This window comes from Dactylosporangium sp. NPDC049140 (assembly GCF_040648435.1).
In genome coordinates, this window is the sequence record NZ_JBEZDS010000012.1 from 24,112 (window position 1) to 50,045 (window position 25,934).

A 25,934-nucleotide genomic window follows, 5' to 3' on the forward strand; every position below is an offset into this window, starting at 1 on the left:
CGGCCGGGGTCCGGTAGCCGTCCCCTGCTTGTGAGGTCATAGTCTCCGGTTATGCCTCTGCCGCCCACAGTGACCGACCTGACCAGCTTCGACCTGCTGCTGTCGGTGGCCCGGCTCGGCTCCGTCGGGCGCGCCGCGGTCGCACACGGGATGTCCCAGCCGGCCGCCAGCGCCCGGCTGCGGCAGCTGGAGCGGCGCCTCGGCGTGACGCTGCTCGACCGCGGGCCGCGGGGCTCGTCGCTTACCGAGACCGGCGCGCTCATCGCCGACTGGGCGCGGGCGGCGGTCGACGCCGCCGACGCGCTCGCGGCCGGGATCGCGGCCCTGCGCGCGTCGCGGCACAGCCGGCTGACGGTCGCGGCGAGCCAGACGGTCGCCGAGTACCTGCTGCCGGCCTGGCTCGTCGCGCTGCACGCCGGCAGCCCCGGGCTGTCGGTGACGCTGCGGGCGCTGAACTCGGCGGACGTGGCGGCGCGGGTAATGGCCGGGGAGGCGGACCTCGGCTTCGTCGAGGCGCCGGCGGTGCCGGCCGGGCTCGACGCCGCTCCCGTCGGGGCCGACCGGCTCACGGTGATCGTGGCGCCGGGGCACCCGTGGGCGCGGCGGCGGCGCGGGATCACCGCCGCCGAGCTGGCCGCGACGCCGCTGGTGTCGCGGGAGGCCGGGTCGGGGACGCGGGGCGCGCTGGAGGCGGCCCTGCCCGCGGCCGCGCCCGCGCCGCTGCTGGAGCTGTCGTCGACGACGGCCATCAAGCACGCGGTCGCGGCGGGCAACGCGCCGGGGGTGGTCAGCTCCCTCGCGATCGTGGCCGAGCTCGCGGCGGGGACGCTGGTGGCGGTACCGGCGGCGGACGTGCCGCTGCAGCGGCGCCTGCACGCCGTCTGGCCCGCGGGACGCCAGCTCACCGGCCCGGCGCGCGACCTGCTGGCCATCGCCCGGCGCCGCTGAGGGCCGCCGCCTCGACGATCTGGTGGTCCGGCGCCCGGATTGGCGGTGTCGCTTTTTTCGCGACTCGTATTTAACTGCTGCGCCGGTGCTCCGGGCGGGGTAGCGTGCGCTGATGTCGGTTCAGCTGCGCCGTGCCCGGGTCGCCGGGTGTCTGCTGTTCCTGCTCTTCGGCGGGGCGCTCGGGGCGTGGACGGCCCGGGTACCCGCGATCAAGCACGGCCTCGGGCTGGACGACTGGCGGCTCAGCGTCGCGCTGCTCGGGCTGGCCGCCGGCGCGATCGCGGGGCAGCTCGGCGCGGGGCGGCTCGTGGACCGCTTCGGCAGCGTGCGGGTCGCCGGCCCGACGGCGCTGCTGGAGGGGGTGCTGCTCCTGCCGGCCGCGTACGCGCCGTCGCTCGCGCTGCTCACCGTCGCGCTGCTCGTGTTCGGCGTCAACCACGGCATCCTCAACGTGTCAATGAACGCCAACGCGCTGGGGCTGCAGCGCGCGTACGGCCGGCCGATCATCTCCTCGTTCCACGCCGTCTACAGCATCGGCGGCTTCGCCGGGGCGGCCCTCGGCGGGCTGTGCGCGCACCTGGGCTGGTCCCCGCGCGGCACGTTCCTGCTGGTCGGCGCGCTTACCGTGGCCCTCGCGGCGTGGGCGCTGCGCTGGATCGCCCCCGAGCCCCCGGCGCCCGAGACCGCCGCCGCGCCCACCGGCCGCCTCGACGGGGTCTACCTGCTGGGCGCGCTCGCCTTCTGCGCCCTGGTCGGTGAGGGGGCCGCGGCCGACTGGAGCGCCGTGTACCTGCGCGACAACCTGGGCGGCACCGCGGGCTTCGCGGCCGCCGGGTACGCGGCCTTCGCGATCGCCATGACCGCCGGCCGCCTGGTCGGCGACCGCCTCACGGTGCTGCTCGGGCCCGTGCGCCTGGTCCGCCTCGGCGGCCTCGTCGCGGCGGCCGGGCTGGGCGCGGCGCTGCTGGTCGACGACCGGTACACGGGCGTGGTGGGCTTCGCCGGGCTGGGCGCCGGCCTGTCGTGCGTGGCGCCGCAGGTCTTCTCGGCCGCGACCGCGCGCAACCCGGGCCAGCCGGCGCGGGCGTTGTCGGTCGCGGTGAGCATGGGCTACGCGGGCTTCCTGGCGGGCCCGGTCCTGATCGGCGCGGCCACGCGGGCGGTGCCGCTGCCGGTGGCCCTGGCCCTGCCCGCGCTGCTGGCCCTGCTGGTGGCCGCGAGCGCCGCCGCCGTCCGCGCTCCGGCCGCCGTCCCGCGCGACGAGCCCCACGACCGGCGCCCCGAGCCGGACGTCGCCGCCTGACGCCCGGCCGGCGAAGGCGATCCCGCCGGCGAAGCCGATTCGCGGCGCGCGGTCATGAGGAAGCCGGTTTGCGGCGCGCGGCGAGCACGTCTGCCGTCGCGGCGGCCAGGGCGATCGCGACGAAGCCGATCGTCGCCAGCAGCGAGGCCTGGAACGCCAGGCTCCAGTTGCCGCCGTGGTGGGCGAGGCGGTTGAAGAACATGGCCCCGACCGCCGCGATCCCGATCGCGGTGCCGATGCGCTGGCCGGTCTGCAGCACCGCGCCCGCGCTGCCCGCTCGCTCGACCGGGACCTCGGCCAGGGTCAGCGTCTGGTTGGGGCTGATCACGAACCCGCTGCCGATGCCCGCGACAAGCAGCGGCAGCGCGGTGGCGAACCCGGCGCCGTGGCCGGGCACGAGGTGCAGGGCCAGGACCGTGGCGCTCAGGCCGGCGCCGACGAGGAGCAGGCCCGCGACGACGAGCGGGCGCCCGAGCCGGTTCACCGTCCGCCCGCCGACGGCCGCGGCGATCGCCGACCCGAGCGCGAACGGCGTGATGGCGAGCCCCGCCTCCAGCGCCGAGTAGTGCAGGCCGCTCTGCAGCAGCAGCGTGTACGTGAAGAAGATGGAGGTGAACCCGCCGAAGTAGAACAGGCCCACGAGCGCGCCGAGCCCGTACGAGCGCACCCGGAACAGCGACAGGTCGATGAGGGCGGTACCCCGCCGCGCGAAGCGGCGCTCCCAGGCGACGAACCCCGCCAGCACCCCGAGCGCGGCCACGACCAGCAGCCACTTGGCGGAGCCGGCCCACTCCCGCTCCTCGACCAGCGGCAGCAGCAACAGCACGACCCCGGCCCCGAGCAGCAGCACCCCGACCGGATCGAGCGGCTCCCGCGCCGGCGACGAGGGCGACGGCGAAGCGGGCCGGGCCGGAATCCAGCGCGCCGCCAGCACGATCGCGATGATCCCGATCGGCAGGTTGATGTAGAAGATCCACCGCCACCCCTCGGCCGCCCCGAAGAACTGGATCAGCAGCCCCCCGAGCAGCGGCCCGACCGCGGTCGACACCCCGATCGTGGCCCCGAGCAGCCCGAACGGCCGCCCCCGCTCGGCCGGCGCGAAGAGCTGCTGGATGAGCCCGGAGACCTGCGGGTTGACCACGCCGGCCGCGGCGCCCTGCACCAGCCGGGCGACGATGAGGAAGAGCGCCCCGGTGGCCAGCCCGGCGGCCGCGCTGGCCAGCGTGAAGGCGGCCAGCCCGGCGATGAACACGTTGCGCCGCCCGCGGGCGTCGCCGAACCGCCCGGCCGGCACGAGCAGCAGCCCGAACGTCAGCGCGTAGCCGGACAGCACCCACTGCAGGCCGCCCGGGCTCAGCGCGAGGCTCTGCTTGATGGAGGGCAGCGCGACGTTGACGATGCTGACATCGAGCAGCGTCATGAACCCGGCGACCAGCACGACGCTGATCGCCCGCCACCGGCCGGGAGAGGAGTGATCCACCGCCTGCCCGTTCCCGGCGGTGGCAGTCGCAAACCCATCGGCGCGCTACACCGCGCCCACCCGCTCGAGCCACTCGGCCAGCAGCGCCCCGAACAGGACGGGCTGCTCGAACTGCAGGTTGTGCCCGGCCAGGTCGAGCACCGCGAACGTGGCCCGCGGGTAGTGCCCGAGCAACGGATACTGGTCGGCGAACCCGGTGGAGCTGTCCTGCCGGCCGGTGAGGATCAGCGACGGCCGCTCGAACGGCGGACCCGACTCCGGCGGCGTCGACAGCACCCACCGCTGCCGGATCCGGGCCATGGCGCCGAGATCGGCCGCCTCCACCCCGGGCTGCACGTCGGCCAGGTAGTGCTCCAGCGTGGCGGCGGTGCGCACCACCGCCATCTCCAGGAAGTCCGGGTCGGCGGACTCCAGGCCGGGCTCGGCCCGCAGCGTCACGTGCGCGGGCACGGTCCGCTCGGCGTGCTCCACCGCCGTCCCGATCGGGCAGATGAGGGCCAGCCCCAGCACCTGCGACGGCCGGAGCCGCGCCAGCGCCCGGGCCATGTAGCCGCCGTAGGACTCCCCGATGAGCAGGAACGGCGCCGACCCGATCCGCTCGTCGACGAACCGGTCGAGCGCGGCCAGCACGTCGTCGGAGGAGTCGACGCCCGGCGGCGCCGGGGTGCGCCCCATGCCCGGAAGGTCCGGATACAGCCGCCGATAGCCGGGCACCCGCTCGAACACGGGCTCCAGACAGCCGAGCATCAGCCGATGGTCCGGCGTCCACCCGTGCACCGCCAGCACATCGACCCCGGCCCCACGCTCCACGAAGTACATGCCCGCATCCTGACATCCGGGTACGACAAAAAACTCAGAGCCCGGCCCGTGCGGCGTGCGTGCGCAGCGTGGCCAGGGCGCGCGCGGACTGGCTCTTCACGGTGCCGGTACTGCAGCCGAGCGCCCGCGCGGTCTGCTCGATCGACAGGTCGCAGACGTACCGCAGCACGAGCACGGCCCGCCGGCGCGGCGGGAGCCGGTTGAGCAGGTCGTGCACGGGCAGCCGCTCGACGATCGAGTCCGGCGCGGCCCCGGGCGGTAACTGGAGGTGCAGGGGAGTCGTGTCCATGAGGGCACGATGGTCAACGGTGCTGACGTACCGCTGAAATCAGGTTGATGTGAGCAACCGCCGCGACTCCAGGTGGGCGCGCGCCGGCGGGGCGAGGTCGAGCGCCAGCGCGGCGTCGAAGGCGGCCCTGGCCTCGGCCGGGCGGCCCAGGCGCAGGAGCAGCTCGGCGCGGGTCGCGTGCCACCACGGGTACGACCCGAGGGCGGTGATCGCCTCGACCAGGGGCAGCGCCGCCGCGGGCCCGTCGCGTTCGGCGACCGCCGCGGCCCGGTTGAGCCGCGCGACGGGGGTGTCGTGGACGGTGAGCAGCACGTCGTACCAGGAGATCACCGCGCCCCACCCGGTCCGCTCGTACGACGGGGCGAGCGCGTGGCAGGCGGCGATCGCGGCCTGCACGGCGTAGCGGTCGGGCCGGTCCGGACTTCGGCGCAGGGCGGTGCCGAGCACGGTCACGCCCTCGCGGATCGCGGCCCGGTCCCAGCGTGAGCGGTCCTGGTCGGCGAGCAGCACCGGGTCGCCGGCGGGGGAGAGGCGGGCGTCGCGGCGGGAGTCCTGCAACAGCAGCAGCGCGAGCAGGCCGAGCGCCGCCGGCTCGTCGGGCATGAGCCGGGCCAGTAGCCGGGCCAGCCGGATCGCCTCCCCGACCAGCAGCGGGGCGCCGTTCGTGTACCCCTCGTTGAAGATCAGGTACACCGTCGCCGCGACCCCGTGCAGTCGCGCGGGCAGCTCGGCGCCGGGCGGGACACGGTACGGTATCCGCGCCTGTTGGATCTTCTGCTTGGCCCTGGTCAGGCGCTTGGCCACGGTCGCCTCGGGCACGAGCAGCGCCCGGGCCACGTCCGCCGTCGACAGGCCGCCCAGGGTCCGCAGCGCGAGCACGACCTGCGCCTCGACGGCCAGGGCCGGGTGGCAGCACATGAAGATCAGGCTGAGCAGGTCGGTGTTCTCGGCGACGTCGATCTCGAAGGACGCCTCCTTGACCGGGCGCAGGGCCTCGCGGCGCATGATGTCGATCGCGCGGCGCCGCGCGGCCACGATGAGCCAGGCCCGGGGGTTGTCCGGAATGCCGGCCGCGGGCCAGGTGAGCAGCGCCTTCTCCAGGGCGTCCTGGGTGGCGTCCTCGGCGAGGTCGAGGCGGCCGGTGCCGCGGACGAGGGCGGCCAGCACGACCGCGCCCTCGTCCCGCACGATCCGGGCGAGCTCGTCCACTACCGGTTGAAGACGATCACCGGCCGGATCTCGACCGCGCCGTGCCACGCGGCCGGCATCCGGGCCGCGACCGCCACGGCCTCGTCGAGGTCGGCGCAGTCGAGCAGGTAGAAGCCGGTCAGGGCCTCCTTCGTCTCCGCGTACGGGCCGTCGGTGGCCAGCACGTCGCCGCCCTTGCCGCCCTGGACGCGCACGGTGGTGGCGGTGGCGGTCGGGTACAGCGCGTGGCCGCCCTTGATCACCGTGGCCGCGGCCTTGGCGAACGCGTTGTACTCGAGCATCTCCGCGGCCTGGTCGGGGTGGCTCCAGTCGACGTCGGCGGTGTAGGTGAACGCGGCGTACATCGGCATGGTCTGCTCCTTCGCGAGTCGTCATCCACCCTAAGGACGAACGGCGCCCGGCCCGGAAGGACACCTCAGCCGTGCAGTCTTGCGCCCTTGACGATGCGGTCGACGGCGTTCTTCGGGCCGTGTACCGCGAGGCCGGCCAGGTGCAGGTCGGCCCGGGCCACCTTGCGCACCGCGGCCCGGTTGTCCTCGTCGTTGCCGGTCGCGAACAGGTCCTGGGTGAAGATCGCGCAGGCCACGCCCCGCTCCACGGCCCGGGCATGGGCGGCCTTGAGGACCGTACCGTCGCCCGCGAAGACCAGGACCGGCTGGCCCAGCATCGGCAGGTACTTCGTGCCGTCGGCGTCCTCGTAGTCCTCGCCCAGCAGGCCGGGTTCGGTGCCCGCCACGCCCGAGACGACGAAGGCCGTGACGTTCAGCGCCTGCCAGGCCGGCAGGTCGTCGCGGAGCAGGACGGCGATCTTGGTGGGAAAGGTCATGGTGACAGCCTGGACATCCCCGGGCCCGGTGACTTGTACGTTGTTCACATGGAGGCCGTCACGGCCTGGCGGCCTCGGGTGCCGGGGGTCGCCGAGGTCTTTCACGCGCACTTCGTCGAGCACGCGTACCCGGTGCACGTCCACGACGCGTGGACGCTGCTCATCGTGGATTCCGGGGCTATCCAGTTCGACCTGGACCGCCATCACCGGGGGGCCGTCGCCGGGTCCACCGTGACACTGCTGCCGCCTTTCGTGCCGCACGACGGCCGGGCGGCCACGCATTCCGGGTTCCACAAGCGGGTGTTGTACCTCGATTCCTCGGTATTGGCGCCCGGCCTCGCGGGCGCCGCCGTCGACGAGCCCGACATGCGCGATCCGGTCCTGCGGCGGCGGATCGACCAACTGCATCTGGTGCTCGACCGCCCGGGCGAAGAGTTCGAGGCCGAAAGCCGGTTGGCGCTGATTCAGGACCGGCTCCGGCAGCATCTGGACCGGCATTTCCGGGAGGATTCGGCGCCGCCCCGGCGTGTCGCCGACGAACTGCGCCAGCTGCTCGACGCGCGGCTGGCGACGGGCATCACGCTGCAGGAAGCCGGGCTACTGCTGGGTAGCCATCCGGGGCACCTGGTCCGCAGTTTCGGTGCCGCGTTCGGGCTGCCCCCGCACCGGTACCTCCTGAGCCGGCGCATTGAGCGGGCCCGCGCACTGTTGCTTACCGGATTGAAGCCGGCCGATGTCGCGGCCGAGGCAGGCTTTCACGACCAGGCGCATCTGCACCGCCATTTCAAGCGCCATGTCGGCGTTACACCCGGGGTCTTCGCAAACGGGCGGAGCCCCGCCGGGAACGGCGGGGCGGTCCGCGAGCGGATGCATTACGCGGCGGCTCCGCCGGTCGACAGGTGAAGCCGTTTGTCGGCGGCCGCCGCGTTCCGGTGCAGCCGGACCGTCTCGGCGCTGAGCAGATCCCGGCCGATTCCCGTCAGGCGGTAGTAGCGCCGCAGCCGGGACGCGACCACCTCTTCGCGGTCCACCTCGATCAGGCCGTCGGCCCGCAGGCGGTCCAGGATGCCGTACAGGGTGCCGGCCTGGAGGCGTACCCGCCCCTCCGATATGCGCCTTACGTCGTCCAGGATGCTGTAGCCGTGTTGTGACTCGGCGGCCAGGGCGGTCAGGACCAGGAACGTCGGTTCGCGTAACGGTAAGCCAGTCATACCCATCACTATATGAAGACCATCGATATATGCAATCAACCGATCGGATGGCCGGTCCGCGTTTTAGTTAACTGTCTTAACAGCTGTCGGTCAATGGCTGGCGACCCTCGAATATTGAACTACGGTGCGTCACCCTCGGCAAGCGCTAGGTGCACGAGAGTCTCGGCGCAGGCGTTGACCTGGTCCAGGGAGACCCGTTCGTCGGGGCAGTGGCCGTAGCCGACGCCGGGGCCGAACTGCACCGCGGGGACGCCCGCTCCGGTGAGAAGGCGCAGGTCAGAGCCGTACGGGGCGCCCACCACCGCCGGTGCCCGGCCCGTGATCCGCTCATGGGTCCGCACCACCCGCTGGACGAGGTCCGTGCCGTCGGGGCAGCGGCCGGACGCGAACTGACCGCCCCACCACTCGACCGTCACCGGGTGCTCCTTGAGCCACGGATCCCCGGCGCAGGCCTCGGCCACGGTGCGCTCGAACTCGGTGCGGGCGGTCTCCACGGGTTCGTCCAGGGCGACGCCGAAGCGGCCCTCGGCCACCAGGAGGTCGGGCACCGTCGAGGCCCAGTCGCCGGCCCGGACCGTGCCGACCTCGAGCGGGTAGGCGATGTCCCAGCGACCCATCATCGGGTCGACCGCGCGGTTGCGGTTCGCCTCCAGGGCGCGCAGCACCGGGAAGATCAGCTGGAACTTCTCGACCGCGCTCACCCCGGAGGTCCGCGCGCAGGCGTGTGCGGCCAGGCCGGGCACGCGCAGGCGGAAGGTCAGCGCGCCGCCGTTCGCGGCCAGCACGTCCAGCGCCGTGGGCTCGGTGATCACGCAGGCGTCGGCCCGCCAGCCGCGGTCGAGGGTGGCGTACGTGCCCAGGCCGCCGTCCTCCTCGCCGATCACCGCGGCCAGCAGCAGGTCGCCGCGCGGGCGGGTGCCGGTGCGGTGCAGGGCCAGGAGCGCCTGGAGGGCGGCGACGAAGCCGCCCTTCATGTCGCAGGCGCCGCGGCCGTAGGCGTGGCCGTCGCGGATGTCGCCCGACCATGGGGAGCTCGTCCAGGTGCCGGGGTCGCCGGGGGGTACCACGTCCAGGTGGCCGTTGAACATCAGGGACCGCGCGCCGGGGTCGGTGCCGGGGATGCGGGCGACCAGGCCCCAGGCCTCGGTGCGCTCGACCTCCATGCCGGGGAAGTCGGCGCGCGCGGCCAGCTCGGCGACCGGGACGGGCCAGAGGTCGCAGTCGACACCCTCGGCGCGCAGGAGGGCGGCGACGTGGTGGACGATCTCGCTTTCGGCGGCGGTGCCGCCGACACTGGGAATCCGGATCAGGTCGGTCAGGGTGCGGGTGGCCTCGGCGCGGGCGTCGCGCAGGGCGTCGAGGGCCGGCTGTACTGCGTGGTTCACGAGGGCACGATATGTCGCTGACGCTCATGACGTACAACATCAGGAACGGCGGCACCGGTCGCCTTCCGGCCATCGGGCGCGTGATCGCGGGCCAGGCGCCGGACGTGGTCGCGCTCCAGGAGCTGCGCGGCGAACCGGCGCTGGGGGCTTTGACCGGAATGCGGCAGATCGTGGCGCGCTCCTGGCGGGGCCAGCCGGTCGGGCTGCTCGTCTCGCGGCGGCTGCGGGTGCTGGGGGCCGGGCGGGTGCCGCGGCCGTTCTTCCACGCGGCCGCGTGGGTGCGGGTCGCGACGCCGCTCGGGCCGCTGACCCTGGTGTCGGCGCACCTGTTTCCCTACTGGGGGAGCGTGCGGCGGGCCGAGGCCGGCTGGCTCGCGGGCTTCCTGCGCCGCCAGGGCGAGGGGGTGCTGCTGGGCGACCTCAACACGCTCGACCCGTGGGGGGAGCACGCGGCGCGGCTGGAGGAACTGCCGCTGCGGTACCGCCGCCGCCACCTCGATCGCGGGAAGCCCGACGTGCGGGCGACGGCGCTGCTGGCGCGGCGGGGGCTCGTCGACCTCTTCCTCCGGTGCGGCCACGGCCAGGCCTGGACCGTGCCGACGACCGGCGTCGGCGGCGCGGAGTTCACGCGGCTGCGGCTGGACTACCTGTGGGCGACACCGGGCGGCGCCGCCCGGTTCAGCGATTGCCGTGTCGTGACCGGCGGGGAGGCTGAGTCCGGCTCGGACCACTACCCGCTGGTGGCCCGGGCAGCGTAGAGACCTGGGCGGCGGCGGCCTGCGCGGCCGTGCCGGAGGTGCGGGGGTCGATCTGCTGGCGCGGCGGCAGCTGGCGCCGGCTGCCGCCCAGCGGCGGGTTGGCCACCCAGCGGATGATCGGGCCCTGCCCGGGCTCCGGCGTCCAGCCGAGGAAGCGCTGCCAGAGCTGCTCGGCCCCGAACTGGCGCAGGTCCTCGGCCGCGTCGGCGACCCGCAGCGCCATGAGCGTGCGCAGCTCGGCGGGGTGGTCGGCGTACTCGGCGGCGAGCTGGGCCCGCTTCGGCGCGCACGGCCAGGGGTCGGCACATCCGGTGCACCGCCACTCGGGGCGGGCCGGGATGTGCGCCTCGGTCGTCACCCAAGGCTCCCCGGGCGGGCGACCTCGAGACGTCGCAGGGCGTAGACGAGCACTGAGTTGCGGGCCGTCACGTACTGGTCACACGGCCACGGCCGGCCGCAGTCGCGGCACAGCTCGCCGCGCTTGAACTTCGCGGCCAGCCACCCGCGCGGGCGCGGCTGGTGCCGGCGGCGCTGACGGACGAGGTCTGGGAGCTCCATAGCGAATCCCTCTAGGTCGCCGTGGTCGGACGGGGGGAAGTGGTGTCGCGGGACTTGCCGAGGCGGAGCGTGGTGTGCACCAGGTGCTGGTGCTGATGGAGGCTCAGGTGGGGCGCGGCCGCCGGGATCCGGTGGCGGGTGCCCTTGGCGCGGTACATGGCCGCGTCGGCGCGGTGGACGGCGTCGGCAAGGTGTGCGTCGGGCTCGACGGGGACGAGCCCGACGGACACGCTCACGGTGACGATCTGACCCGCCAGCCGCATGGGGGCGGCCAGCGCCTCGGCGAGCCGGTCGGCCTGCTCCTGGGCGCGGCCCGGGCGGCCGGCCAGCAGGCCCGCGAACTCGTCGCCGCCGAGGCGGGCCACGAGGCCGCCGTCGGCGTACGCGGAGAGGCGGCGGGCGGTCGTCACGAGCACCTCGTCGCCGGCCGAGTGGCCGAACACGTCGTTGATCTGCTTGAACCCGTCGACGTCGAGCACGACGGCGACCAGGGGGTGCTGCCCGCGGTCGGCGACCAGCGCGGTGCCGCGCAGATAGAAGGCGCGGCGGTTGGGCAGGCCGGTGAGCGGGTCGTGGCTGGCCGCGTGCCGCTCGATCTCGAGCTCCGCGCCGAGCCGGGTCGCGAGCCGCTCCGCGCGGCGGGCCCGCAGGTGGAGCGGGATGGCCGCGCACGCCCCAGCCGCCGCGGCCGCACCGGCCAGAAAGGCGAGGGGATCCATGCGCGCGTCCCTTCAGATCGTAGCTGGGGAAGCCACTCGATCATTTGGGTACGAATGTCGGGTTTTGATCACGAACTGTGAGCGACCCCTGACATCCGCACATGCGCTAGCATGCGCTTTATCGGCTGCAGAAGCAAGAGCCGATGCACGTGCAGATGCCGGTTGCTTGGTGAACTTTCAACCAAGGTCGTCAGAGAGATGTCGATGGAGCAGACGTACAACGGGATGCCGGCCGGCCACCTCTCCGGTGTGATCTGGCAGAAGAGTCGCCGCAGCAACCCCAGCGGCAACTGTGTCGAACTGGCCCGCCTGCCCGGGGGGGGCCGGATTCGCCATGCGGAACTCGCGCGACCCCGAGGGGCCGGCGCTCATATACACCTACGAGGAGATTGCCGCCTTCGTCGGAGGCGCCCGCGACGGCGACTTCGACAACCTGTTGGCGGCTGAGTAACTACGGCCACGAGATCGGGCAGGCTCGGAGGCGAGCCCACTCCCGCTTACTGTCCGGTCATGGCATGCTTACTCCGGTCGCGGGGCAGGCTCGCGGCTCGCGACTGCTCGACCATGACGGTCCCGGAGGCAGCACGGTGACGACCGGTCTAACTGAAGGAGGAGCGTCCGGAGGCCCTACGGTCCTCCGGATGCTGCTGGGCGCCCACCTGCGGCGCCTGCGTGAGGCTCAGGGGGTGACCCGGGAGGACGCCGGCTGGGAGATCCGCTCGTCGGAGTCGAAGATCAGCCGGATGGAGCTCGGCCGTGTCGGTTTCAAGGAGCGCGACGTCGCCGACCTGCTCTCCCTCTACGGCGTCGACGACCCCGAGGAGCGCTCGCGCCTCCTGGCGCTGGCCCGCGACGCCAACAACCCGGGCTGGTGGCACCGCTTCGGCGACGTCCTGCCCAGCTGGTTCCACTCCTACCTCGGGCTGGAGGCGGCCGCCGCGCTCATCCGCACCTACGAGGTGCAGTTCGTGCCGGGGCTGCTGCAGACCAAGGAGTACGCCCGCGCGGTCGTCCTGCTCGGCCACGGCCGGGCCAAGGAGGACGAGATCGAGCGGCGGGTCGAGCTGCGCCTGCAGCGCCAGCAGATCCTGACCCGCGCGGACGCGCCGAAGCTGTGGATGGTCGTCGACGAGGCCGCGCTGCGCCGCCCCATCGGCGGGCACGACATCATGCGCGCCCAGGTCGACGCGCTGCTGGAGATCAACCGCACGCTGCCCAACGTGCGCCTGCAGGTCATCCCGTTCAACGCGGGCGGGCACGCCGCCGCCGGCGGGGCGTTCACGATCCTGCGCTTCCCCGACGACGACCTGCCCGACGTGGTCTACATCGAGCAGCTCACCTCGGCGCTGTACCTCGACAAGCGCGACGACGTCGACCTCTACGCCGAGGCGATGGAGCGGCTGTGCGTCGAGGCCCGGCCGCCGACGGAGACCGCGAAGATCCTCGAGGAGATCCGCAAGGACCTCGACGCCTGAGGCGCCCTGGGCCGCCGATTTCGGCGGGGTGGTGACCCGAACCACCCCGCGGCCACGACGTCGGCTCCACGGCCCGCTGGGCGGGTGCTTCCACGGTGATGAGTGCGGTGCCTCTAGCGCCCGTTGGGCAGGATGAACGAGGCGCCGAAGGACAGCACGACCGCGAGCGCCGCGACCGCGCCGATCAGCACCAGCTTGGCGGTGGGGCCGAGCCGCGCCCGGCCGGCCGGGCGCGCCGTGCGGGACGGGCGGAACCCGCGCCGCAGCCGCCGCGCGCGGTCGTCGCGCACGGCCCGGCGCTCGGCGTCCCGGGCCCACTCGGGGTCGAGGCTTTCGAAGGGATCGGTCACGGCGACCGAGTATGCAGCATCCCGCGCGGGCGCGGGGCCCCGTCAGGCCGCCTCGATGCGGTCCATGGCGGCGTTGCGCGGCACGTGCCGGTGCAGCAGGTTGCCCTGGCCCGCGGCCAGGATCCCGGCCACCACCGGGGTCTCGGCCTTGCGGATCTCCAGGTCGGCCTCCTCGGCGGCCGCGCACGCGAGCTGCGCCGCGACCGGGCCGGGCAGGGCCTGCCAGGTCGGCCGCAGGGTCGTGTTGATGGCGTCGTCGTACCAGTTCGGCACGGTCGGCGGCGGTAGGTGCCCGGAGCGCCAGCGCCGGACCAGGGTCAGCGCCCAGCGGTCCCAGAACGCGAGCTCGGCCAGGATCGTCGCGACGCTCCAGCCGGGCTCGACGGGTTTGCGAAGGCCCTCGTCGCCGAGGGCGCCGATGAGTGCGGTGAGCCGCTGCCGCGCGGCGTCGTTCTCGTTCAGGGGTACCGGCTCCACTCGTTCCACGGTACGGAAGCCGGGGCCGCTCCGCATGATCCACCAGCCCCGAATGCCACGGCCGATTTCCGCCAGCGCCAGGCGTTTCGCGGGGGCACGCTGGGGGCATGTTCACCATTCACGCCATCGCCCCCGAGAAACTGGAATCCGTTCGCCGCAACGGCCGCGACGTCTCCGGGAACCCGCCCGAGCCGTGGCGGGCCACGGGCGGCGAGCCGTTGCGCTGCTGCCTGCGCGACGCCACCGCGGGCGAGCAACTGCTGCTGTTCGGCTACGAGCCGGAGCTGCCGCCGAGCCCGTACCGCGAGATCGGCGCCGTCTTCGCCCACGCCGAGGCCTGCCCGGGCCCGGACGGCTCCGGCTACCCCGCGGCGTGGCGGCACCGGCCGCAGGTGCTGCGCGCCTACGACGCCCGTGGCTGGATCCACCCGTCGACGCGCGCCCACGACGGCACCGACCCGGAGGCCGAGCTGGCCGAGATCCTGGCGCACCCCGAGGTGGTGCGGGTCGACAGCCGCAACATCGCCTATGGATGTTTCATGTTCACGGTGACCCGCTGAACAGGTGGGTCACCTCGGGCTCGCCGTCGGCGTAGGAGCGCGCCTCGAGCTCGTCGTCGTAGTCGGCGGCGGTGAGCCGCTCGTCGTGCTGGCGACGGTGCTCCTCCCACGACGGGACCGTGTAGATCTCGACCATCGCGCCGGGGTCCTCGCCGGCGCGGAACACGCCCCACTGCAGGGCGCCGGTGCGCAGCCGGGCCTCGCGCACCCGGTGCATGGCCGCCACGAACGCCCGGCGGCGGTCCTCGCGCACGCGGTACCGCAGCAGCACGACGACCGGACCCGCCGACTCCTCGGGCTCGACCTGCAGGTGCGGCTCGGGCCAGTGCACCGGCGTGCCCCGGTCCAGCGGCCCGGTGTCCAGGTACGGCCACCAGCGCCCGGCGGCCAGCGCGAGCACCAGCAGTACCGTCGCCGCCAGCAGGGGACCGGGGACGCCGAAGCGGTCGGCCGCCACGCCCCACGCGGCCGCCGCGAGCGCCTGGGAGCCGGAGAAGACGAACTGGTACGCCGAGAGCCCGCGCGCCCGCACCCACCCCGGCAGGAACAGCTGCACGGCCGCGTTGGAGTTGCTCAGCACCACGATCCAGGCCGCGCCCGCCGGCACCAGCACCGCCGCGGCCACCACCGGTGAGCGGGTGACCGCCAGCACCGCGAGCACGGCGGCGTAGACGGCCGCCGAGACGGCGTAGGCGCGGTTCGGCGACAGGGCCGAGCGCAGGGCCGGCAGCAGGAACGCCCCGGCGATGGAGCCCGCCCCGACCGCGGCCAGCAGCAGCCCGTAGCCGGTCGGGCCGAGCCCGATGCGGTGCGCGGCCAGCACCGGCAGCAGCGCCCACAGCGCGACCGCGGGCGTGATGAACAGCGCGATGCGCACGAGGATGCGGCGCATCTCGGGGGAGAAGCGCACGTACCGCTCGCCGGCGCGGACCGCGGCCAGGAACGGCTCCGGCCGCGTCCCGGCCGCCGGGGCGGGGCGGCGCAGGCCCGACAGGACGACCGCGAACGCGGCGAAGGACGCGGCGTTGAGCGCGAACGTCGCCACCGGGCCGATGCGGGCCACGAGCAGCCCGGCGATCGCGGGCCCGACGGCGCGGGCCAGGTTGACGCTGAGCGAGCCGAGCGCGGACGCGGCGGGCAGGTCCGGGCGCGGTACGAGGTCGGGGATGAGGGCCTGGTACGGCGCCACGGTCAGCGCCGCGCCGCAGCCGAGGCCGAAGGTGAGGGCGAGCAGCGCGGCCGGGCCGAGCGCGCCGAGGCCGGCGAGCACGGCCAGCGCGCCGGCGATCGCGGTCTGCACGATCTGGATGCCCACGAGCAGCCGGCGCCGGTCGAACACGTCGGCCAGGGCGCCGCCGGGCAGCGCGAGGAAGAGCACGGGCAGGGTGGTCGCGGTCTGGATCAGCGCCGTGGTGGTGGCCGCGTGCGGGTGCTGCAGCAGGATCCACTGCGCGCCGACGGTCTGCATCCAGGTGCCGACCTGGCTGGCCAGGGCCGCGGTCCACAGGGCCCGGAACGCGGCGGCCCGCAGCGGCGCGAAGGCCCCGGTCGCGAGCAACCGGGGCCTTCGGATCACGTTCGCATTCTATGAACAGGTGACGGTGGGCAGGGCGTTGGTGCCGTTCCACGAGGCGAGGAAGCCGAACGTGGCCGGCGGGGTGTTGTTCCACGACGCCGGGGTCACCGTCACCGCGGAGCCGGACTGGCTGACCGTGCCGCCCCAGAGCTGGCTGATGGTCTGGCCGTTGGCGAACGTCCACCTGACCGTCCAGCCGGCCTTGCCGGTGACGCCGACCTCGCCCTGGAAGCCGCCCGGCCAGCTACCGACGATCTTGTAGGTCGCCGTGCAGGCGCCGGCCGGCGGGGGGCTGGAGGAAGCTGACCGGCTGGGGCTGGGGCCGGCGGACGTCACGGACGCGCTCGGCGACTGGACCGTGCCGCCCAGCCCGGTGACGATCGCGTTGTACGCCGTCGGCTTCTTCACCAGGTTCTCGTCCCACGGCAGGGCCGCGCCCTGGCCGGAGAACGTGCTCGGCACCCACGAGTACTTGTCGGTGTAGTCCCAGATCGTGATGCCGACGCAGCGGGTCACCGCGACGCAGGCCTTCACCACGTTGTTGTAGTACGTGGCCTGGGTGGCGTCCTTGGTCGAGTCCCGCGGCAGGACCATGCGCACGTCCAGCTCGGTGATCGCGACATCGACGCCGAGGTCGGCGAAGCGCTGCAGGTTCGCCTGCATGTTCGTCGGGAAGCCGTACTGGATCGCGAGGTGGCCCTGGAAGCCCACGCCGTCGATCGGCACGCCGGCCGCCTTGAGCGTCTTGACGAGGTTGTACATCGCGTCGGCCTTCGCGCCCTGGCCGTCGGTGTTGTAGTCGTTGATGTAGAGCTTCGCGTCGGGGTCGGCGGCCCGGGCGGTGCGGAACGCGTCGGCGATGTACTCGCTGCCCATCGCGTTGTAGAACGGCGACGTGCGGAAGGTGCCGTCGTCGTTGAAGGGCTCGTTGACGACGTCCCAGGCGAAGACCTTGCCCTTGTAGTGGGTGGCCTCCTGCGTGATGTGGTTCTCCAGGGCCGCCTGGAGCTGGGCGGCCGGCAGGGCGGAGACCCAGCCGGGCAGCTGGTTGTGCCAGACCAGCGTGTGGCCGCGGACCTTCAGGTTGTGGGCCTGGGCGAACGTCACGACCGCGTCGCCCTTGGTGTAGTTGAACGTGCCCTGGGTGGGCTCGATCGTGTCCCACTTCATCGCGTTGCCCGGGGTGGTCTGGCCGAACTCGCCGCCGCCGAGGATCGCGGTGTAGGCGGTGTCGGTCAGCTCCGGGTTGTCGGTGGCGGAGCCGAAGTAGCGCCCGCCCGCCGCGGCCAGCGACTGCAGTGTCTGCGTCGCCGCCTCGGCCCGGGTCACGACGAACGTGAAGGTGCCGACGGCGGCGAGGAGCGTGGCCGCACCGGCGATGATGTTCCTTCTCATGAGGAGACTCCCGCGAGGTGGTCCTTGATGCCCTGGCCGAAGGCGGTCGCCGTGCCGTTGTAGTTGCTGATGAGCGACGGGCCCGTCGAGCAGTCCCAGGTGTTCCAGGTCCAGCCGAGGTACCCGACGCCGTGCGCGTCGGCCCAGTTCATGACGGTGTCGACGAAGCCGTGCGCGCAGTCGTTCTCGCCGATCTCGGTCAGCGACAGCGGCACCTGCGCCGCCACCGGGGCGAGCTGGCTGTCGAAGCACGAGGTGTTGGAGCAGGTGTTGAAGTTGTACAGGTGCGCGAACGCCGCGATGTTGTTCTGCGGGTCCGTGGGCTTGTACTGCAGCCACTGCGTGAGGTCGTTGGAGTACGCCAGGCCGCCGATCATGATGACGTTCGTGGCGCCCGTCGCGCGCACGGCGTTGACCAGCGACTGGAAGCCCGCGACCTGGTACGAGATGCCGTTGCAGGTCCCGCCGTCGCGCCAGCAGGCCCAGCCGGTGCTCGCGCTGCCGGTGGCCCGCTCCGGGTAGGGCTCGTTGAACAGGTCGAAGACGACCGCGTCGTTGCCCTTGAAGGCGTTGGCGACCCCGGTCCAGAAGCTCGGGGCGTACTGCGCGTCCGGCATCGGCTTCTGGCAGGTCGCCTTGACGTCGGAGCAGCCCGCCGACGGGCCGGTGTACTGCCCGTAGTTCCAGTGCATCTCCACGATCGGGGTGATGCCGTTGCTGACCAGCAGGTTGACGTACGACTTGACCGCGTTCTGGTAGTTGGCCCCGCCGTAGGCGGCCGGCACGTCGCTCGTGCCGACCCAGCACTCCTCGTTCAGCGGCACCCGGACCGTGCGGATCTTCCAGGAGCGCATCGCGGTGATCGAGGCCTGGTCCATCGGCCCGTCCCAGATGCCGTTGCCCTGGATGCAGGCGAACTCGCCGCCGGAGCGGTTGACGCCCAGCAGCCGGTACGCCGACCCGGTGCTCGTGACGAGCTTGTTGCCGCTGACCTTGAGCTTCGGCGCGGCGCCGGCCGGCGGCGGCGACGTGGACGTCGACGGGCTCGCCGACGCGGAGGCGCTCCTCGACGGGCTCGGCGAGGTCGTCGTCGTGGTTCCGGTGCAGGTGACGCCGTTCAGCGTGAACGCGGCCGGCTTCGGGTTGGAGCCGGTCCACGAACCGTTGAAGCCGATGCTGGTGCTCGCGCCGGTGGCGAGGGCGCCGTTGTAGGACATGCTGGCGGCGTTCACGTTCGCGCCGGACTGGGTGAAGGTCGCCGACCAGCCCTGGTCGACGTGCTGTCCGGCGGTGAAGGCGAAGCCGAGGTTCCACGAGGAGACGGCGTCGCCGAGGTTCTTGACGGTGATGGCGGCGGTGAAGCCGCCCGGCCAGTCGTTGGTGGTGTACGTGACCTGACAGCCCGCGGCGGCCTGTGCCGAGGTCGGCAGCAGGACCGCCCCGGCCGAGGCGAGCAGCAGGCCGCCGGCCACCGCGAGGGTGGTGGTGCGGTACCGCATGGGGCTCCTTCGAGGCTTCGATGGCGGTTGGAAGCGCTCCCATCCTTCGCCGCACCCCGGGGGAGTCAAGCGCTTCGACACCTTTGTCCGCGTTGCCCGGGACAGAAGCTGAAATTTCCATCGCTCGAATCGGAGTGTATGCTCCGTTTCATGGAAATCGTCGATCGCTTCCTCGCCGCCGTCGTCTCGCCCGACCCGGGCGACCTGGCCGACTGCTACGCCGAGCACGTCGTCATCGAGATGCCCTTCGCCGTGCCCGGGCTCGTGCCGCCCCGGGTGGAGACGACCCGGGAGGAGCTGCGGGCGCGCTTCCGGGCCGGCACCGCGGTGCGCCGCTACACCGAGCTCTCCGGCGTGCGCGTCCACGAGTGCGCCGACCCGGCGACGGTGGTCCTGGAGTACGACGTCCACGGCCTCATGCACGCCACCGGCGAACGCTTCGTGCTGCGCTTCGTCATGGTGATGACGCTGCGGGACGGGCTCATCGCGCACACCCGCGACTACACCGACCCGATCGCCGGGGCCCGCGCGCTGGGCCGCCTGCCCGAGCTCGCGAACGCCCTGGCCGGAGGGTGAACCGGCGGATCACCCGTTTCGTGCCGCGATCGTAGCGGGGCGAATCGGCACCATCGGTCGCATGTTGCATCTCGACCCCGACAGCGTCCTCGTCACCACCGCCGCCGAACTGCAGACGCGGCACCTCGAGCGGGACCCCGACGACCCGGCCCGGTGCGGCGCCTGCGGTGCGCCGCTGCCGTGCCCGATCGAGGCCGCGGCCGCGCTCGTGTGCCGCGCCGGCGGGCTCTGGCTGGAGGGCGACACCATCGTCGACGCGCTCGAACCGCCCACTCAGCTGCTGGCCATCGTCCCCGCGGAAGTCTGAGACGATCCATGGATGAGGCTGCGGCGGTACTCCGAGCAGGACCGCTCGCTCACCGCGGCCCTGGAGCGCGACGCCGAGGTGATGGCCCACCTGGGCGGGCCGGCCCCCGGCGACCGGGCCTCGCACGTGCATGAGCGGCGCCTGGCCGGGCAGGAGCGGGAGTGGTACCGCACCGTCCTGGCCGAGCCCGGGGACACTCCCGCCGGGGTCGTGGCCGTGTTCCGCAGCACCTGGGAGGGGCGCGAGATCCACGAGCTGGGCATCATGCTCCTGCCCGGCCGGGCGCGGCGGCACGGGCTGGCGGCCGGGGCGGTGCGGCTGGTCGTCGAGGAGGTGCGCGCCTCGGGGCTGGTCCGTGAGGTCCACGCGTTCATCGGGGCCGGGAACCGGGCGGCGGCGGTGGTGGCGCGGCGCACGGGCTTCGTGGACACGGGCCCGTGCGACGTGGACTACGAGGGCGTACCGATCCGCTGCGACCACTGGGTGCTGTACCTCTAGCTCGCTGCGCTCGCGGTGGGGGAGCTCCGCTCCACCCACACCCCCTCACAACCGCACCCGCGCGCTCGGACACCGAAACCGCACGACGGCGACGGTGCCTCGGCCGACGCCACCCGTGTCTGCGGCTAGGCCTACGCCCCGGCCGGGGTTCTTCCGGGGCCACGGCTTCGACAATATGGCCGTGTGGCCATAAGGTTGGCTCGCGAATGACGCAGATGGCGATATCATTGGGGGAGGCTGGATGATATCAACAGGGGGTTCGGGCATGCGGACCGTAATCGACCTCGACGACGAGGCGCTGGCGGATGCGGCGGCCGAGTTCGGCACGACGACCAAGGTGGCCACGGTGAACGCGGCCCTGCGTCTTGCCGCGGCCCGCAAGCGCACGGCGGCCTATCTGGACCTGCTCGCCGAACTCGACCTCGACGACACCGATCGAGGCGAAGCGTGGCGAGCCGCCTGATTGGTCGATGATGCTGTTCTTGCTCGACAAATCCGCGCACGAGCTTGCCCGGCGCGACCCCGATGCCCGGCGGACGTTCGAGACCATGGCCGTGACCGGCATGCTCGCCACCTGCGCGATCGTCGAACTCGAGATCCTGTACTCGGCCCGCAATCCCACCGACCACAGACGTCTCAAGACGTATCTCCGGGCTCAGTGCGTCTGGCTGGAGACCGGCGACGACACCCTGAGCGCCGCCGTCGACCTCCAGGAGGCCATGCTGGCGGCCGGCATGCACCGCAAGCCCATTCCCGACCTCATCATTGCCTCGGTCGCCCGAGCGCAGGATGCCGTCCTGGTCCACCATGATCGCGACTTCGACGACATCGCCGCGGTCACGCCCGGCCTACGTAGCCGGTGGATCGTTCCGCCCCGCTGACGGATGTCGCAGGCACCGATGGCGATGGTCGATGGGACGACCTCGTCGAGGGCCCGGCGGCAACTGCGGGACCACAGTTCCGCCGCGTTCTGATCGGTGGCAGGCTGGCGGCGTGCTGATCCCGAGGGAGCTGCTCAACCGGTCCGGCTACGAGCCCGTCACGCGCGTACGGCTCGCCGGTCATCTGCGGCGGATCGGGGTGGCCGAAGGCGGGGTGTTGATGGTGCACGTGAGGCTGTCGGCCCTCGGGTGGGTCGTCGGGGGGATGGACTCCGTGGTGCATGCCCTCCGCGACGCGGTCGGCGAGGCCGGCACGTTGATGGCGTTCTCCGGCTGGGAGGACAGCCCGTACCACGTCGCCGATTGGCCCGAGTCCTGGCGCCGGGCGTACCGGGACCAGCCGCCGTTCGATCCGCACGTCTCGGCGGCCCGGCGCGAGTTCGGACGGTTCCCGGAACGGCTGCGCACGTGGCCCGGCGCCGAGCGAAGCTCGCATCCGGAGGCGAGCTTCGTCGCGGTGGGTCCCCGGGGCGCCGAGCTGCTGGCCGATCCCGCCGACGGAGACCCGTGGGGGCCGCACGGCCCATTGGGTGGCCTGGTCGGGCTGGCCGGGCAGGTGCTGATGCTCGGCGCGCCCCTGAAGTCGCTGACGCTTTGTCACTACGCCGAGGCGACAGCGGATGTGCAGGGGAAGCGGTACCACGAGTACGAGATGCCGGTGCGCCGGGGCGACGAGGTGGTGTGGGCCGCGTATCGCACCCTCGACACGTTCTCCGGCGCGTTGCCGTACTGGGATCGTGAGGATCTGCAGATGGGCGACTCGGCCGTCGCGAAGCTCGCCGATCAGGCCGTTGCCGCCGGGGCCACCGACGTCTCGCACATTGACGACTGCCCGGTCGTGCTCATCGACGCGGCGAGAGCGGCCGGCGCGGTCCGCGCGTGGATCGAAGCTCATTTCCGATGAGAGGGCCGGGCCGCCCGGCGCGCCGGCCGTGGGCCGACCGCGAGCCCGGTCACGCCGCCGGCTCCACCAGGCCCGGGGTCTGCAGCCAGGCCAGCGCCTCGGCGTAGGGCAGCGGCCGGGTGAACAGGTAGCCCTGGCCGAACGCGCAGCGCAGATCCACGAGCCGCTGGCGGTGCGCCTCGGTCTCGATGCCCTCGGCCACCACCTCCAGGTCGAGGGTGCGCGCCAGCTGGACGATGCCGCGCACCAGGTCGTACTGCCGGCGCGAGCTTCCGATGGTGTCCACGAAGGACTTGTCGAGCTTGAGCGCGTCGACCGGCACGCGGTGCAGGTAGGACAGCGACGAGTACCCGGTGCCGAAGTCGTCGATCGAGACCCGCACGCCCGCGGCGCGCAGGGCGGCCAGGTCGGCGTGGATCTGCTCGTCGTCGCCGAGCAGCAGGCTCTCGGTGATCTCCACCGTGAGTGCGTGCGCCGGCAGGTCCGCCTGGGTCAGCTCGGTCAGGACGCGCTGGACGAAACCGGGGGAGCGGAACTGGCGCACGGACACGTTGACGCTCATGGTCGGGGCCTCGTGCCGGTACAACTCCCGGAAATTTACCGCGGCGGCGATCGCGTGGCGCATGACCCAGTCGCCCAGCGGCACGATGAGGCCGCACTCCTCGGCGATCTCGATGAACTCCGGCGGCGGCACCAGGCCGAGCTGCGGGTGCTGCCAGCGCACCAGGGCCTCGAAGCCGTGCGGCCGGCCCGTCGCCAGGTCGACGATCGGCTGGTAGTGCAGCACGAACGCGTCGGTGGCCAGGGCCTGGTCGAGGTCGGTGCGCAGGCGCATGCGGCGCAGGGTGTGGGCGTGCATCGCCGACTCGTACCGGCGCCAGCGCTGCGGGGTGCCCTTCGCGCTGTCGAGGGCCACGTCGGCCTCGCTCAGCAGCTGCGCGGCGTCGGCGGCGTCCTCGGTCGTGGCCACGCCGATGCTCGGCGGGGCCGTCACCACGCTGCCGCCGACCAGGAACGGCGGGCGGAACTCCTCGACGATGTGCGCGGCGAGCGCCTCGACCTCGTCGACCCGCGCCCGGCGCAGCAGCACGCCGAACTCGTCGCCGCCGAGGCGCGCCACCACGGCGGCGGGCGGGCAGACGTCGACCAGGCGCTCGCCGAACGCGCGCAGCAACTCGTCGCCGACCTCCTGGCCCATGGTGTCGTTGACGGTACGGAAGCCGTCGATGTCGACGATGAGCACCGCGGCGGCCTCGGCGCTCTGCACGCGGTCGTGGAAGCGCAGGCGGTTGCCGAGGCCGGTGAGCGGGTCGAGGTAGGCGCGGTCGAGCAGCTCCCGCTCGAGGCGGCGGCGGTCGGTGACGTCGTGGATGGTGAGCACCCGGCCGGCCACGGTCGGCTCGCCGGTCAGGTCCCGCACGGTCACCTCGACCTCGGCCGTGGTCCCGTCGGCGCGGCGGACGGTGTCCGCCGCGACCAGCAGGCCGGCCAGGCGGGCGCCGACCACGTCCGCGCCGAAGAGCGGGCGGGCGGACGGGCTGGCGTAGGTGACCCGGTCGTCGTCGCCGACGATCAGGATGACGTCGGCGGCGTTGAGGACCAGGGTGCGGAAGTACGCCTCGCTGTCGCGGCGGGTGATCTCGCGGTTCAGCGCGATGTGGTCGAGCATGCTGGCGGCCTGGCCGGCGAGCACGCGCACCGACTCCTGCAGCGTGACCAGGGCCCGCTCGCCGGCGGCGACCCACAGCTCGCCGAGCCGGACGCCGCCGACGCTCAGGGGGCAGTACAGCGCGAGCTCGAACCCGTCCAGCTCGCGCGCGGACCCGGGCGGGAGCTTCGCGACGTACTGCATGCTCATGACCGCGTCGCGGCCGGCCGAGCCGACGCGCAGCACGGTGCGGTGGGCGGTGCCGGGGCGCAGCAGCGAGCCGACCGCGCGGCGCACGACCGCCTCGACCGCGGCCACCTCGGTCGCCGACAGCAGCGCCTCGCAGGCCCGGCGCAGCGCGCGCTCCCGGGCCAGGGTGTGCGCGGCGCTGCGGGCGGCGAGCGCGCCCCGGCCCAGCGACAGCCCGACGAGCGCGGCCGAGCCGACGGCGATGACGGTCCCGTTGGGTACCGGGCCCGACTGCGCCTCGGCGAACAGGATCCCGGGCGCGACGAGCGAGGCGACGCCGAGCACCGCCCGGCGCGGCTTGACCTGGGTGGAGCCGATCACGCGGGGCTCGGACAGCTCGGCCATCGACGGGTGCAGCGCGGCGAGCCCGCCCGCGACGAAGAACACGATCCAGCCGACGTCGACGATGCTGCCCAGGCCCCAGTCCCCGTTGAGCCGGCGCAGGCTGAACACGACGTCGGAGACGAGCAGGACCGCGCCGGAGCTCAGCAGCAGCGCCACCGCCCAGCTGCGCCGCGCCGCCAGCACCATCCGCGCCATGATCGCCAGCAGCATCACGTCGCACAGCGGGTACGCGATGGAGACGGCCTTCTGGGCGGCGTTGAGGCCGGGCTCGCTGAGGTACGGGTCGATGAGGTACACCCAGGCGAGCAGCCCCGCCCCGGCGGTGAAGATGAGCGAGTCGATGACCGTGGCCCAGTCGCGGTTCGCCGCCCCGGACCGGCTCAGCATCAGCAGGCTCAGCAGTAGCAGCGGGAACGTGCAGCCGAGCGAGATCGCGTCGACGACCGACGGGAACCGGTCGGAGTGCAGCACGTCGGTCTGCACCACGGCGGCGGCGGTGCCGGCGGCGAGGCCCAGCGAACCGCCGGCCCAGAACAGCCAGGGCAGTCGCCGGCGGGGCCGGTGGGTGCGGATGCCGAAGCCGATCGCCGCGAGCGTGCTCACGACCAGCCCGACATAGCACAGCAGGCCCGCGGCCGGGAACAGCAGGTAACAGACCGCGAGGGTGAGCGCACAGAGCGCGTATGCCCAGGTCGCCCGCCTCGTCACGCCGCTCCCTTCCGTGCACCGACAGCTACTTTGTCCCGCCGACCGCACGCGGGCAAGGTCTGATCCACCGGTATATACATCGGCCACACCAACGGGCCCTGAAGGTCCCGCGCGGATTGCGTTTTCCGTGCCGGGGGTGCGCGCCCCGGCTCGATAGAGTCGTACCCGTGGATTTCGCCTGGCTCGAGGTGACGACGCTGGCCGAGCGACCCGACCGCCTGCCGCTCATCACGACGTTCGACGATCCCGCCGTGGCCCCGTTCCTGTACCAGGACCCGGTGTCCGCGGCGCTGTTCCCGGCCCTCGTGGCGCGGCACCCGCGCTACACGTTGCTGGCCGTCGAGCGGGCGACCGGGCGGCCGGCGGGGCTGCTGTGCACGCTGCCCTTCACGCCGGCCGAGGACGGGGCGCTGCCCGCCGGCGGCTACGACGCGGTACTGCTGTCCGTCGCCGCCGACACCCTGGCCGGCACCCCCGGCCCGCAGGTGTCCGCGCTGTTCGCGACCGTCCGCCCCGACCTGCGCGGCCGGGGCGTCTCCGGTCATCTGGTCGCGCTGGCCCGGGGCAACGCCGCGGCGCTCGGGCACCCGGCGCTCTTCGCCCCGGTCCGCCCGACCCACAAGCATCTGGAGCCGTTGGTACCGCTGGCCGAGTACGTGGCCCGCCGCCGCGCCGACGGCACCGCCGCGGACCCGTGGCTGCGCGTGCACGAGCGGGCCGGCGGGCGGTTCGTGGCGGTGGCGCCGCACTCGATGACCATCGCCGCGCCGCTGCCGCGGTGGCGGGAGTGGACCGGGCTGCCGTTCGACGCGCCCGGGCCGGTCGTCGTCGCGGGCGGCCTCGGGCCGGTGGTGTGCGACCCGGAGCGGGGCGTCGCCACGTACGTGGAGGCCAACGCCTGGTACCGCCACGACCTCTGAG

Annotated in this window: 29 protein-coding genes and 2 pseudogenes; 14 read left to right on the forward strand and 17 right to left on the reverse strand. The window is 73.4% G+C overall.

Annotated features, from left to right (window positions below; all coding sequences use genetic code 11):
* The first annotated feature begins 51 nt into the window (after positions 1-51).
* Both AB0B76_RS21040 and AB0B76_RS21045 read left to right on the forward strand, forming a co-directional pair.
* Complete coding sequence (locus AB0B76_RS21040) at positions 52-948, forward strand: LysR family transcriptional regulator (protein ID WP_360377517.1); 897 nt, start codon at positions 52-54, stop codon at positions 946-948.
* A gap of 112 nt (positions 949-1,060) precedes the next feature.
* Positions 1,061-2,251: an MFS transporter gene (locus AB0B76_RS21045; RefSeq protein WP_360377520.1), complete on the forward strand. Its 1,191-nt coding sequence runs from the start codon at positions 1,061-1,063 to the stop codon at positions 2,249-2,251.
* A 52-nt stretch (positions 2,252-2,303) separates the two neighbouring features.
* On the opposite strand, the gene AB0B76_RS21050 is transcribed toward AB0B76_RS21045, so the two are convergent.
* The 6 genes and pseudogenes from AB0B76_RS21050 to AB0B76_RS21075 all read right to left on the reverse strand — a co-directional run bounded on the left by AB0B76_RS21050 (position 2,304) and on the right by AB0B76_RS21075 (position 6,874).
* On the reverse strand, positions 2,304-3,731 hold the full coding sequence (locus tag AB0B76_RS21050) for an MFS transporter (protein ID WP_360377522.1): 1,428 nt from the start codon (positions 3,729-3,731) through the stop codon (positions 2,304-2,306).
* A gap of 45 nt (positions 3,732-3,776) precedes the next feature.
* Positions 3,777-4,550 carry an alpha/beta hydrolase gene (locus AB0B76_RS21055; RefSeq protein ID WP_360377525.1) on the reverse strand — a complete coding sequence of 258 codons (774 nt, stop codon included), beginning with the start codon at positions 4,548-4,550 and terminating at the stop codon, positions 3,777-3,779.
* Positions 4,551-4,584: 34 nt separating this feature from the next.
* Positions 4,585-4,776 (reverse strand): annotated as a pseudogene (locus AB0B76_RS21060) (sigma-70 family RNA polymerase sigma factor); the annotation flags it as partial.
* Between the two features lie 102 nt (positions 4,777-4,878).
* Positions 4,879-6,048, reverse strand: a complete 1,170-nt coding sequence (locus AB0B76_RS21065; protein ID WP_360377527.1) for a DUF6596 domain-containing protein — start codon at positions 6,046-6,048, stop codon at positions 4,879-4,881.
* Positions 6,048-6,398 (reverse strand): YciI family protein, encoded by a 351-nt coding sequence (locus AB0B76_RS21070; protein WP_360377530.1) that lies wholly within the window; start codon positions 6,396-6,398, stop codon positions 6,048-6,050. Before AB0B76_RS21070 ends, AB0B76_RS21065 begins: the two co-directional genes overlap by 1 nt.
* A gap of 65 nt (positions 6,399-6,463) precedes the next feature.
* Entirely contained in the window at positions 6,464-6,874 is a 411-nt protein-coding gene (locus AB0B76_RS21075; protein WP_360377533.1) for a DUF2000 domain-containing protein, read from the reverse strand.
* 48 nt (positions 6,875-6,922) lie between these two features.
* On the opposite strand from AB0B76_RS21075, the gene AB0B76_RS21080 reads away from it, so the two are divergent.
* Positions 6,923-7,777: an AraC family transcriptional regulator gene (locus tag AB0B76_RS21080; protein ID WP_360377536.1), complete on the forward strand. Its 855-nt coding sequence runs from the start codon at positions 6,923-6,925 to the stop codon at positions 7,775-7,777.
* Here the strand turns inward: AB0B76_RS21080 and AB0B76_RS21085 are convergent.
* Together AB0B76_RS21085 and AB0B76_RS21090 are read right to left on the reverse strand one after the other, a co-directional pair.
* Positions 7,747-8,085: a PadR family transcriptional regulator gene (locus tag AB0B76_RS21085; RefSeq protein WP_360377538.1), complete on the reverse strand. Its 339-nt coding sequence runs from the start codon at positions 8,083-8,085 to the stop codon at positions 7,747-7,749. The two genes, AB0B76_RS21080 and AB0B76_RS21085, sit on opposite strands and share 31 nt — an antisense overlap.
* A gap of 119 nt (positions 8,086-8,204) precedes the next feature.
* Entirely contained in the window at positions 8,205-9,470 is a 1,266-nt protein-coding gene (locus AB0B76_RS21090) for an ArgE/DapE family deacylase (RefSeq protein WP_360377540.1), read from the reverse strand.
* Between the two features lie 11 nt (positions 9,471-9,481).
* Here AB0B76_RS21090 and AB0B76_RS21095 point away from each other — a divergent pair, with 11 nt between their 5' ends.
* A complete protein-coding gene (locus AB0B76_RS21095; protein WP_360377543.1) occupies positions 9,482-10,228 on the forward strand; it encodes an endonuclease/exonuclease/phosphatase family protein in 747 nt (248 codons plus the stop codon).
* On the opposite strand, the gene AB0B76_RS21100 is transcribed toward AB0B76_RS21095, so the two are convergent.
* From AB0B76_RS21100 to AB0B76_RS21110, 3 genes are read right to left on the reverse strand one after another with little or no spacing between them, the layout of a single operon-like run.
* Positions 10,149-10,586 carry a hypothetical protein gene (locus AB0B76_RS21100; protein ID WP_360377545.1) on the reverse strand — a complete coding sequence of 146 codons (438 nt, stop codon included), beginning with the start codon at positions 10,584-10,586 and terminating at the stop codon, positions 10,149-10,151. The genes AB0B76_RS21095 and AB0B76_RS21100 overlap by 80 nt on opposite strands.
* On the reverse strand, positions 10,583-10,786 hold the full coding sequence (locus tag AB0B76_RS21105; RefSeq protein ID WP_360377547.1) for a hypothetical protein: 204 nt from the start codon (positions 10,784-10,786) through the stop codon (positions 10,583-10,585). Before AB0B76_RS21105 ends, AB0B76_RS21100 begins: the two co-directional genes overlap by 4 nt.
* Positions 10,787-10,797: 11 nt before the next feature.
* A complete protein-coding gene (locus AB0B76_RS21110; protein WP_360377549.1) occupies positions 10,798-11,505 on the reverse strand; it encodes a GGDEF domain-containing protein in 708 nt (235 codons plus the stop codon).
* Between the two features lie 204 nt (positions 11,506-11,709).
* On the opposite strand from AB0B76_RS21110, the pseudogene AB0B76_RS21115 reads away from it, so the two are divergent.
* Both AB0B76_RS21115 and AB0B76_RS21120 read left to right on the forward strand, forming a co-directional pair.
* A pseudogene (locus AB0B76_RS21115) lies at positions 11,710-11,956 on the forward strand (DUF397 domain-containing protein).
* Between the two features lie 190 nt (positions 11,957-12,146).
* Positions 12,147-12,980, forward strand: coding sequence for a helix-turn-helix transcriptional regulator (locus tag AB0B76_RS21120; protein ID WP_360377552.1), 834 nt, complete (start codon positions 12,147-12,149; stop codon positions 12,978-12,980).
* A 113-nt stretch (positions 12,981-13,093) separates the two neighbouring features.
* Here the strand turns inward: AB0B76_RS21120 and AB0B76_RS21125 are convergent, their stop codons facing one another.
* Both AB0B76_RS21125 and AB0B76_RS21130 read right to left on the reverse strand, forming a co-directional pair.
* The gene (locus tag AB0B76_RS21125) at positions 13,094-13,330 is read right to left on the reverse strand and encodes a hypothetical protein (RefSeq protein WP_360377554.1); all 237 of its coding nucleotides are present in this window, start codon (positions 13,328-13,330) and stop codon (positions 13,094-13,096) included.
* A gap of 42 nt (positions 13,331-13,372) precedes the next feature.
* Positions 13,373-13,807 (reverse strand): hypothetical protein, encoded by a 435-nt coding sequence (locus AB0B76_RS21130; RefSeq protein WP_360377556.1) that lies wholly within the window; start codon positions 13,805-13,807, stop codon positions 13,373-13,375.
* 107 nt (positions 13,808-13,914) lie between these two features.
* Between AB0B76_RS21130 and AB0B76_RS21135 the strand changes: the two genes are divergently transcribed.
* Positions 13,915-14,367, forward strand: coding sequence for a DUF1203 domain-containing protein (locus AB0B76_RS21135; protein WP_360377558.1), 453 nt, complete (start codon positions 13,915-13,917; stop codon positions 14,365-14,367).
* Here AB0B76_RS21135 and AB0B76_RS21140 read toward each other — a convergent pair.
* From AB0B76_RS21140 to AB0B76_RS21150, 3 genes are read right to left on the reverse strand one after another with little or no spacing between them, the layout of a single operon-like run.
* On the reverse strand, positions 14,351-15,943 hold the full coding sequence (locus AB0B76_RS21140) for an MFS transporter (protein WP_360377561.1): 1,593 nt from the start codon (positions 15,941-15,943) through the stop codon (positions 14,351-14,353). The two genes, AB0B76_RS21135 and AB0B76_RS21140, sit on opposite strands and share 17 nt — an antisense overlap.
* Before the next feature lie 9 nt (positions 15,944-15,952).
* Positions 15,953-17,338, reverse strand: coding sequence for an endo-1,4-beta-xylanase (locus AB0B76_RS21145; RefSeq protein WP_360377564.1), 1,386 nt, complete (start codon positions 17,336-17,338; stop codon positions 15,953-15,955).
* Positions 17,335-18,837, reverse strand: a complete 1,503-nt coding sequence (locus AB0B76_RS21150; protein WP_360377566.1) for a cellulose binding domain-containing protein — start codon at positions 18,835-18,837, stop codon at positions 17,335-17,337. The genes AB0B76_RS21145 and AB0B76_RS21150 overlap by 4 nt, the downstream gene beginning before the upstream one ends.
* Before the next feature lie 150 nt (positions 18,838-18,987).
* On the opposite strand from AB0B76_RS21150, the gene AB0B76_RS21155 reads away from it, so the two are divergent.
* The 6 genes from AB0B76_RS21155 (at position 18,988) to aac(3) (ending at position 22,063) form a co-directional block, all read left to right on the forward strand.
* Positions 18,988-19,413: a nuclear transport factor 2 family protein gene (locus AB0B76_RS21155; RefSeq protein WP_360377569.1), complete on the forward strand. Its 426-nt coding sequence runs from the start codon at positions 18,988-18,990 to the stop codon at positions 19,411-19,413.
* Positions 19,414-19,474: 61 nt separating this feature from the next.
* Positions 19,475-19,720 (forward strand): hypothetical protein, encoded by a 246-nt coding sequence (locus tag AB0B76_RS21160; protein WP_360377571.1) that lies wholly within the window; start codon positions 19,475-19,477, stop codon positions 19,718-19,720.
* A 12-nt stretch (positions 19,721-19,732) separates the two neighbouring features.
* The gene (locus AB0B76_RS21165; protein WP_360377573.1) at positions 19,733-20,218 is read left to right on the forward strand and encodes a GNAT family N-acetyltransferase; all 486 of its coding nucleotides are present in this window, start codon (positions 19,733-19,735) and stop codon (positions 20,216-20,218) included.
* Between the two features lie 265 nt (positions 20,219-20,483).
* Positions 20,484-20,681 (forward strand): type II toxin-antitoxin system VapB family antitoxin, encoded by a 198-nt coding sequence (locus AB0B76_RS21170; RefSeq protein ID WP_360377576.1) that lies wholly within the window; start codon positions 20,484-20,486, stop codon positions 20,679-20,681.
* 7 nt (positions 20,682-20,688) lie between these two features.
* Positions 20,689-21,099 carry a PIN domain-containing protein gene (locus tag AB0B76_RS21175; protein ID WP_360377578.1) on the forward strand — a complete coding sequence of 137 codons (411 nt, stop codon included), beginning with the start codon at positions 20,689-20,691 and terminating at the stop codon, positions 21,097-21,099.
* Between the two features lie 112 nt (positions 21,100-21,211).
* Complete coding sequence (gene aac(3) / locus AB0B76_RS21180) at positions 21,212-22,063, forward strand: aminoglycoside 3-N-acetyltransferase (RefSeq protein ID WP_360377580.1); 852 nt, start codon at positions 21,212-21,214, stop codon at positions 22,061-22,063.
* A 49-nt stretch (positions 22,064-22,112) separates the two neighbouring features.
* On the opposite strand, the gene AB0B76_RS21185 is transcribed toward aac(3), so the two are convergent.
* On the reverse strand, positions 22,113-25,013 hold the full coding sequence (locus AB0B76_RS21185; RefSeq protein WP_360377582.1) for an EAL domain-containing protein: 2,901 nt from the start codon (positions 25,011-25,013) through the stop codon (positions 22,113-22,115).
* A 167-nt stretch (positions 25,014-25,180) separates the two neighbouring features.
* On the opposite strand from AB0B76_RS21185, the gene AB0B76_RS21190 reads away from it, so the two are divergent.
* Positions 25,181-25,933: an N-acetyltransferase gene (locus AB0B76_RS21190; RefSeq protein WP_360377584.1), complete on the forward strand. Its 753-nt coding sequence runs from the start codon at positions 25,181-25,183 to the stop codon at positions 25,931-25,933.
* Position 25,934 lies beyond the last annotated feature (1 nt).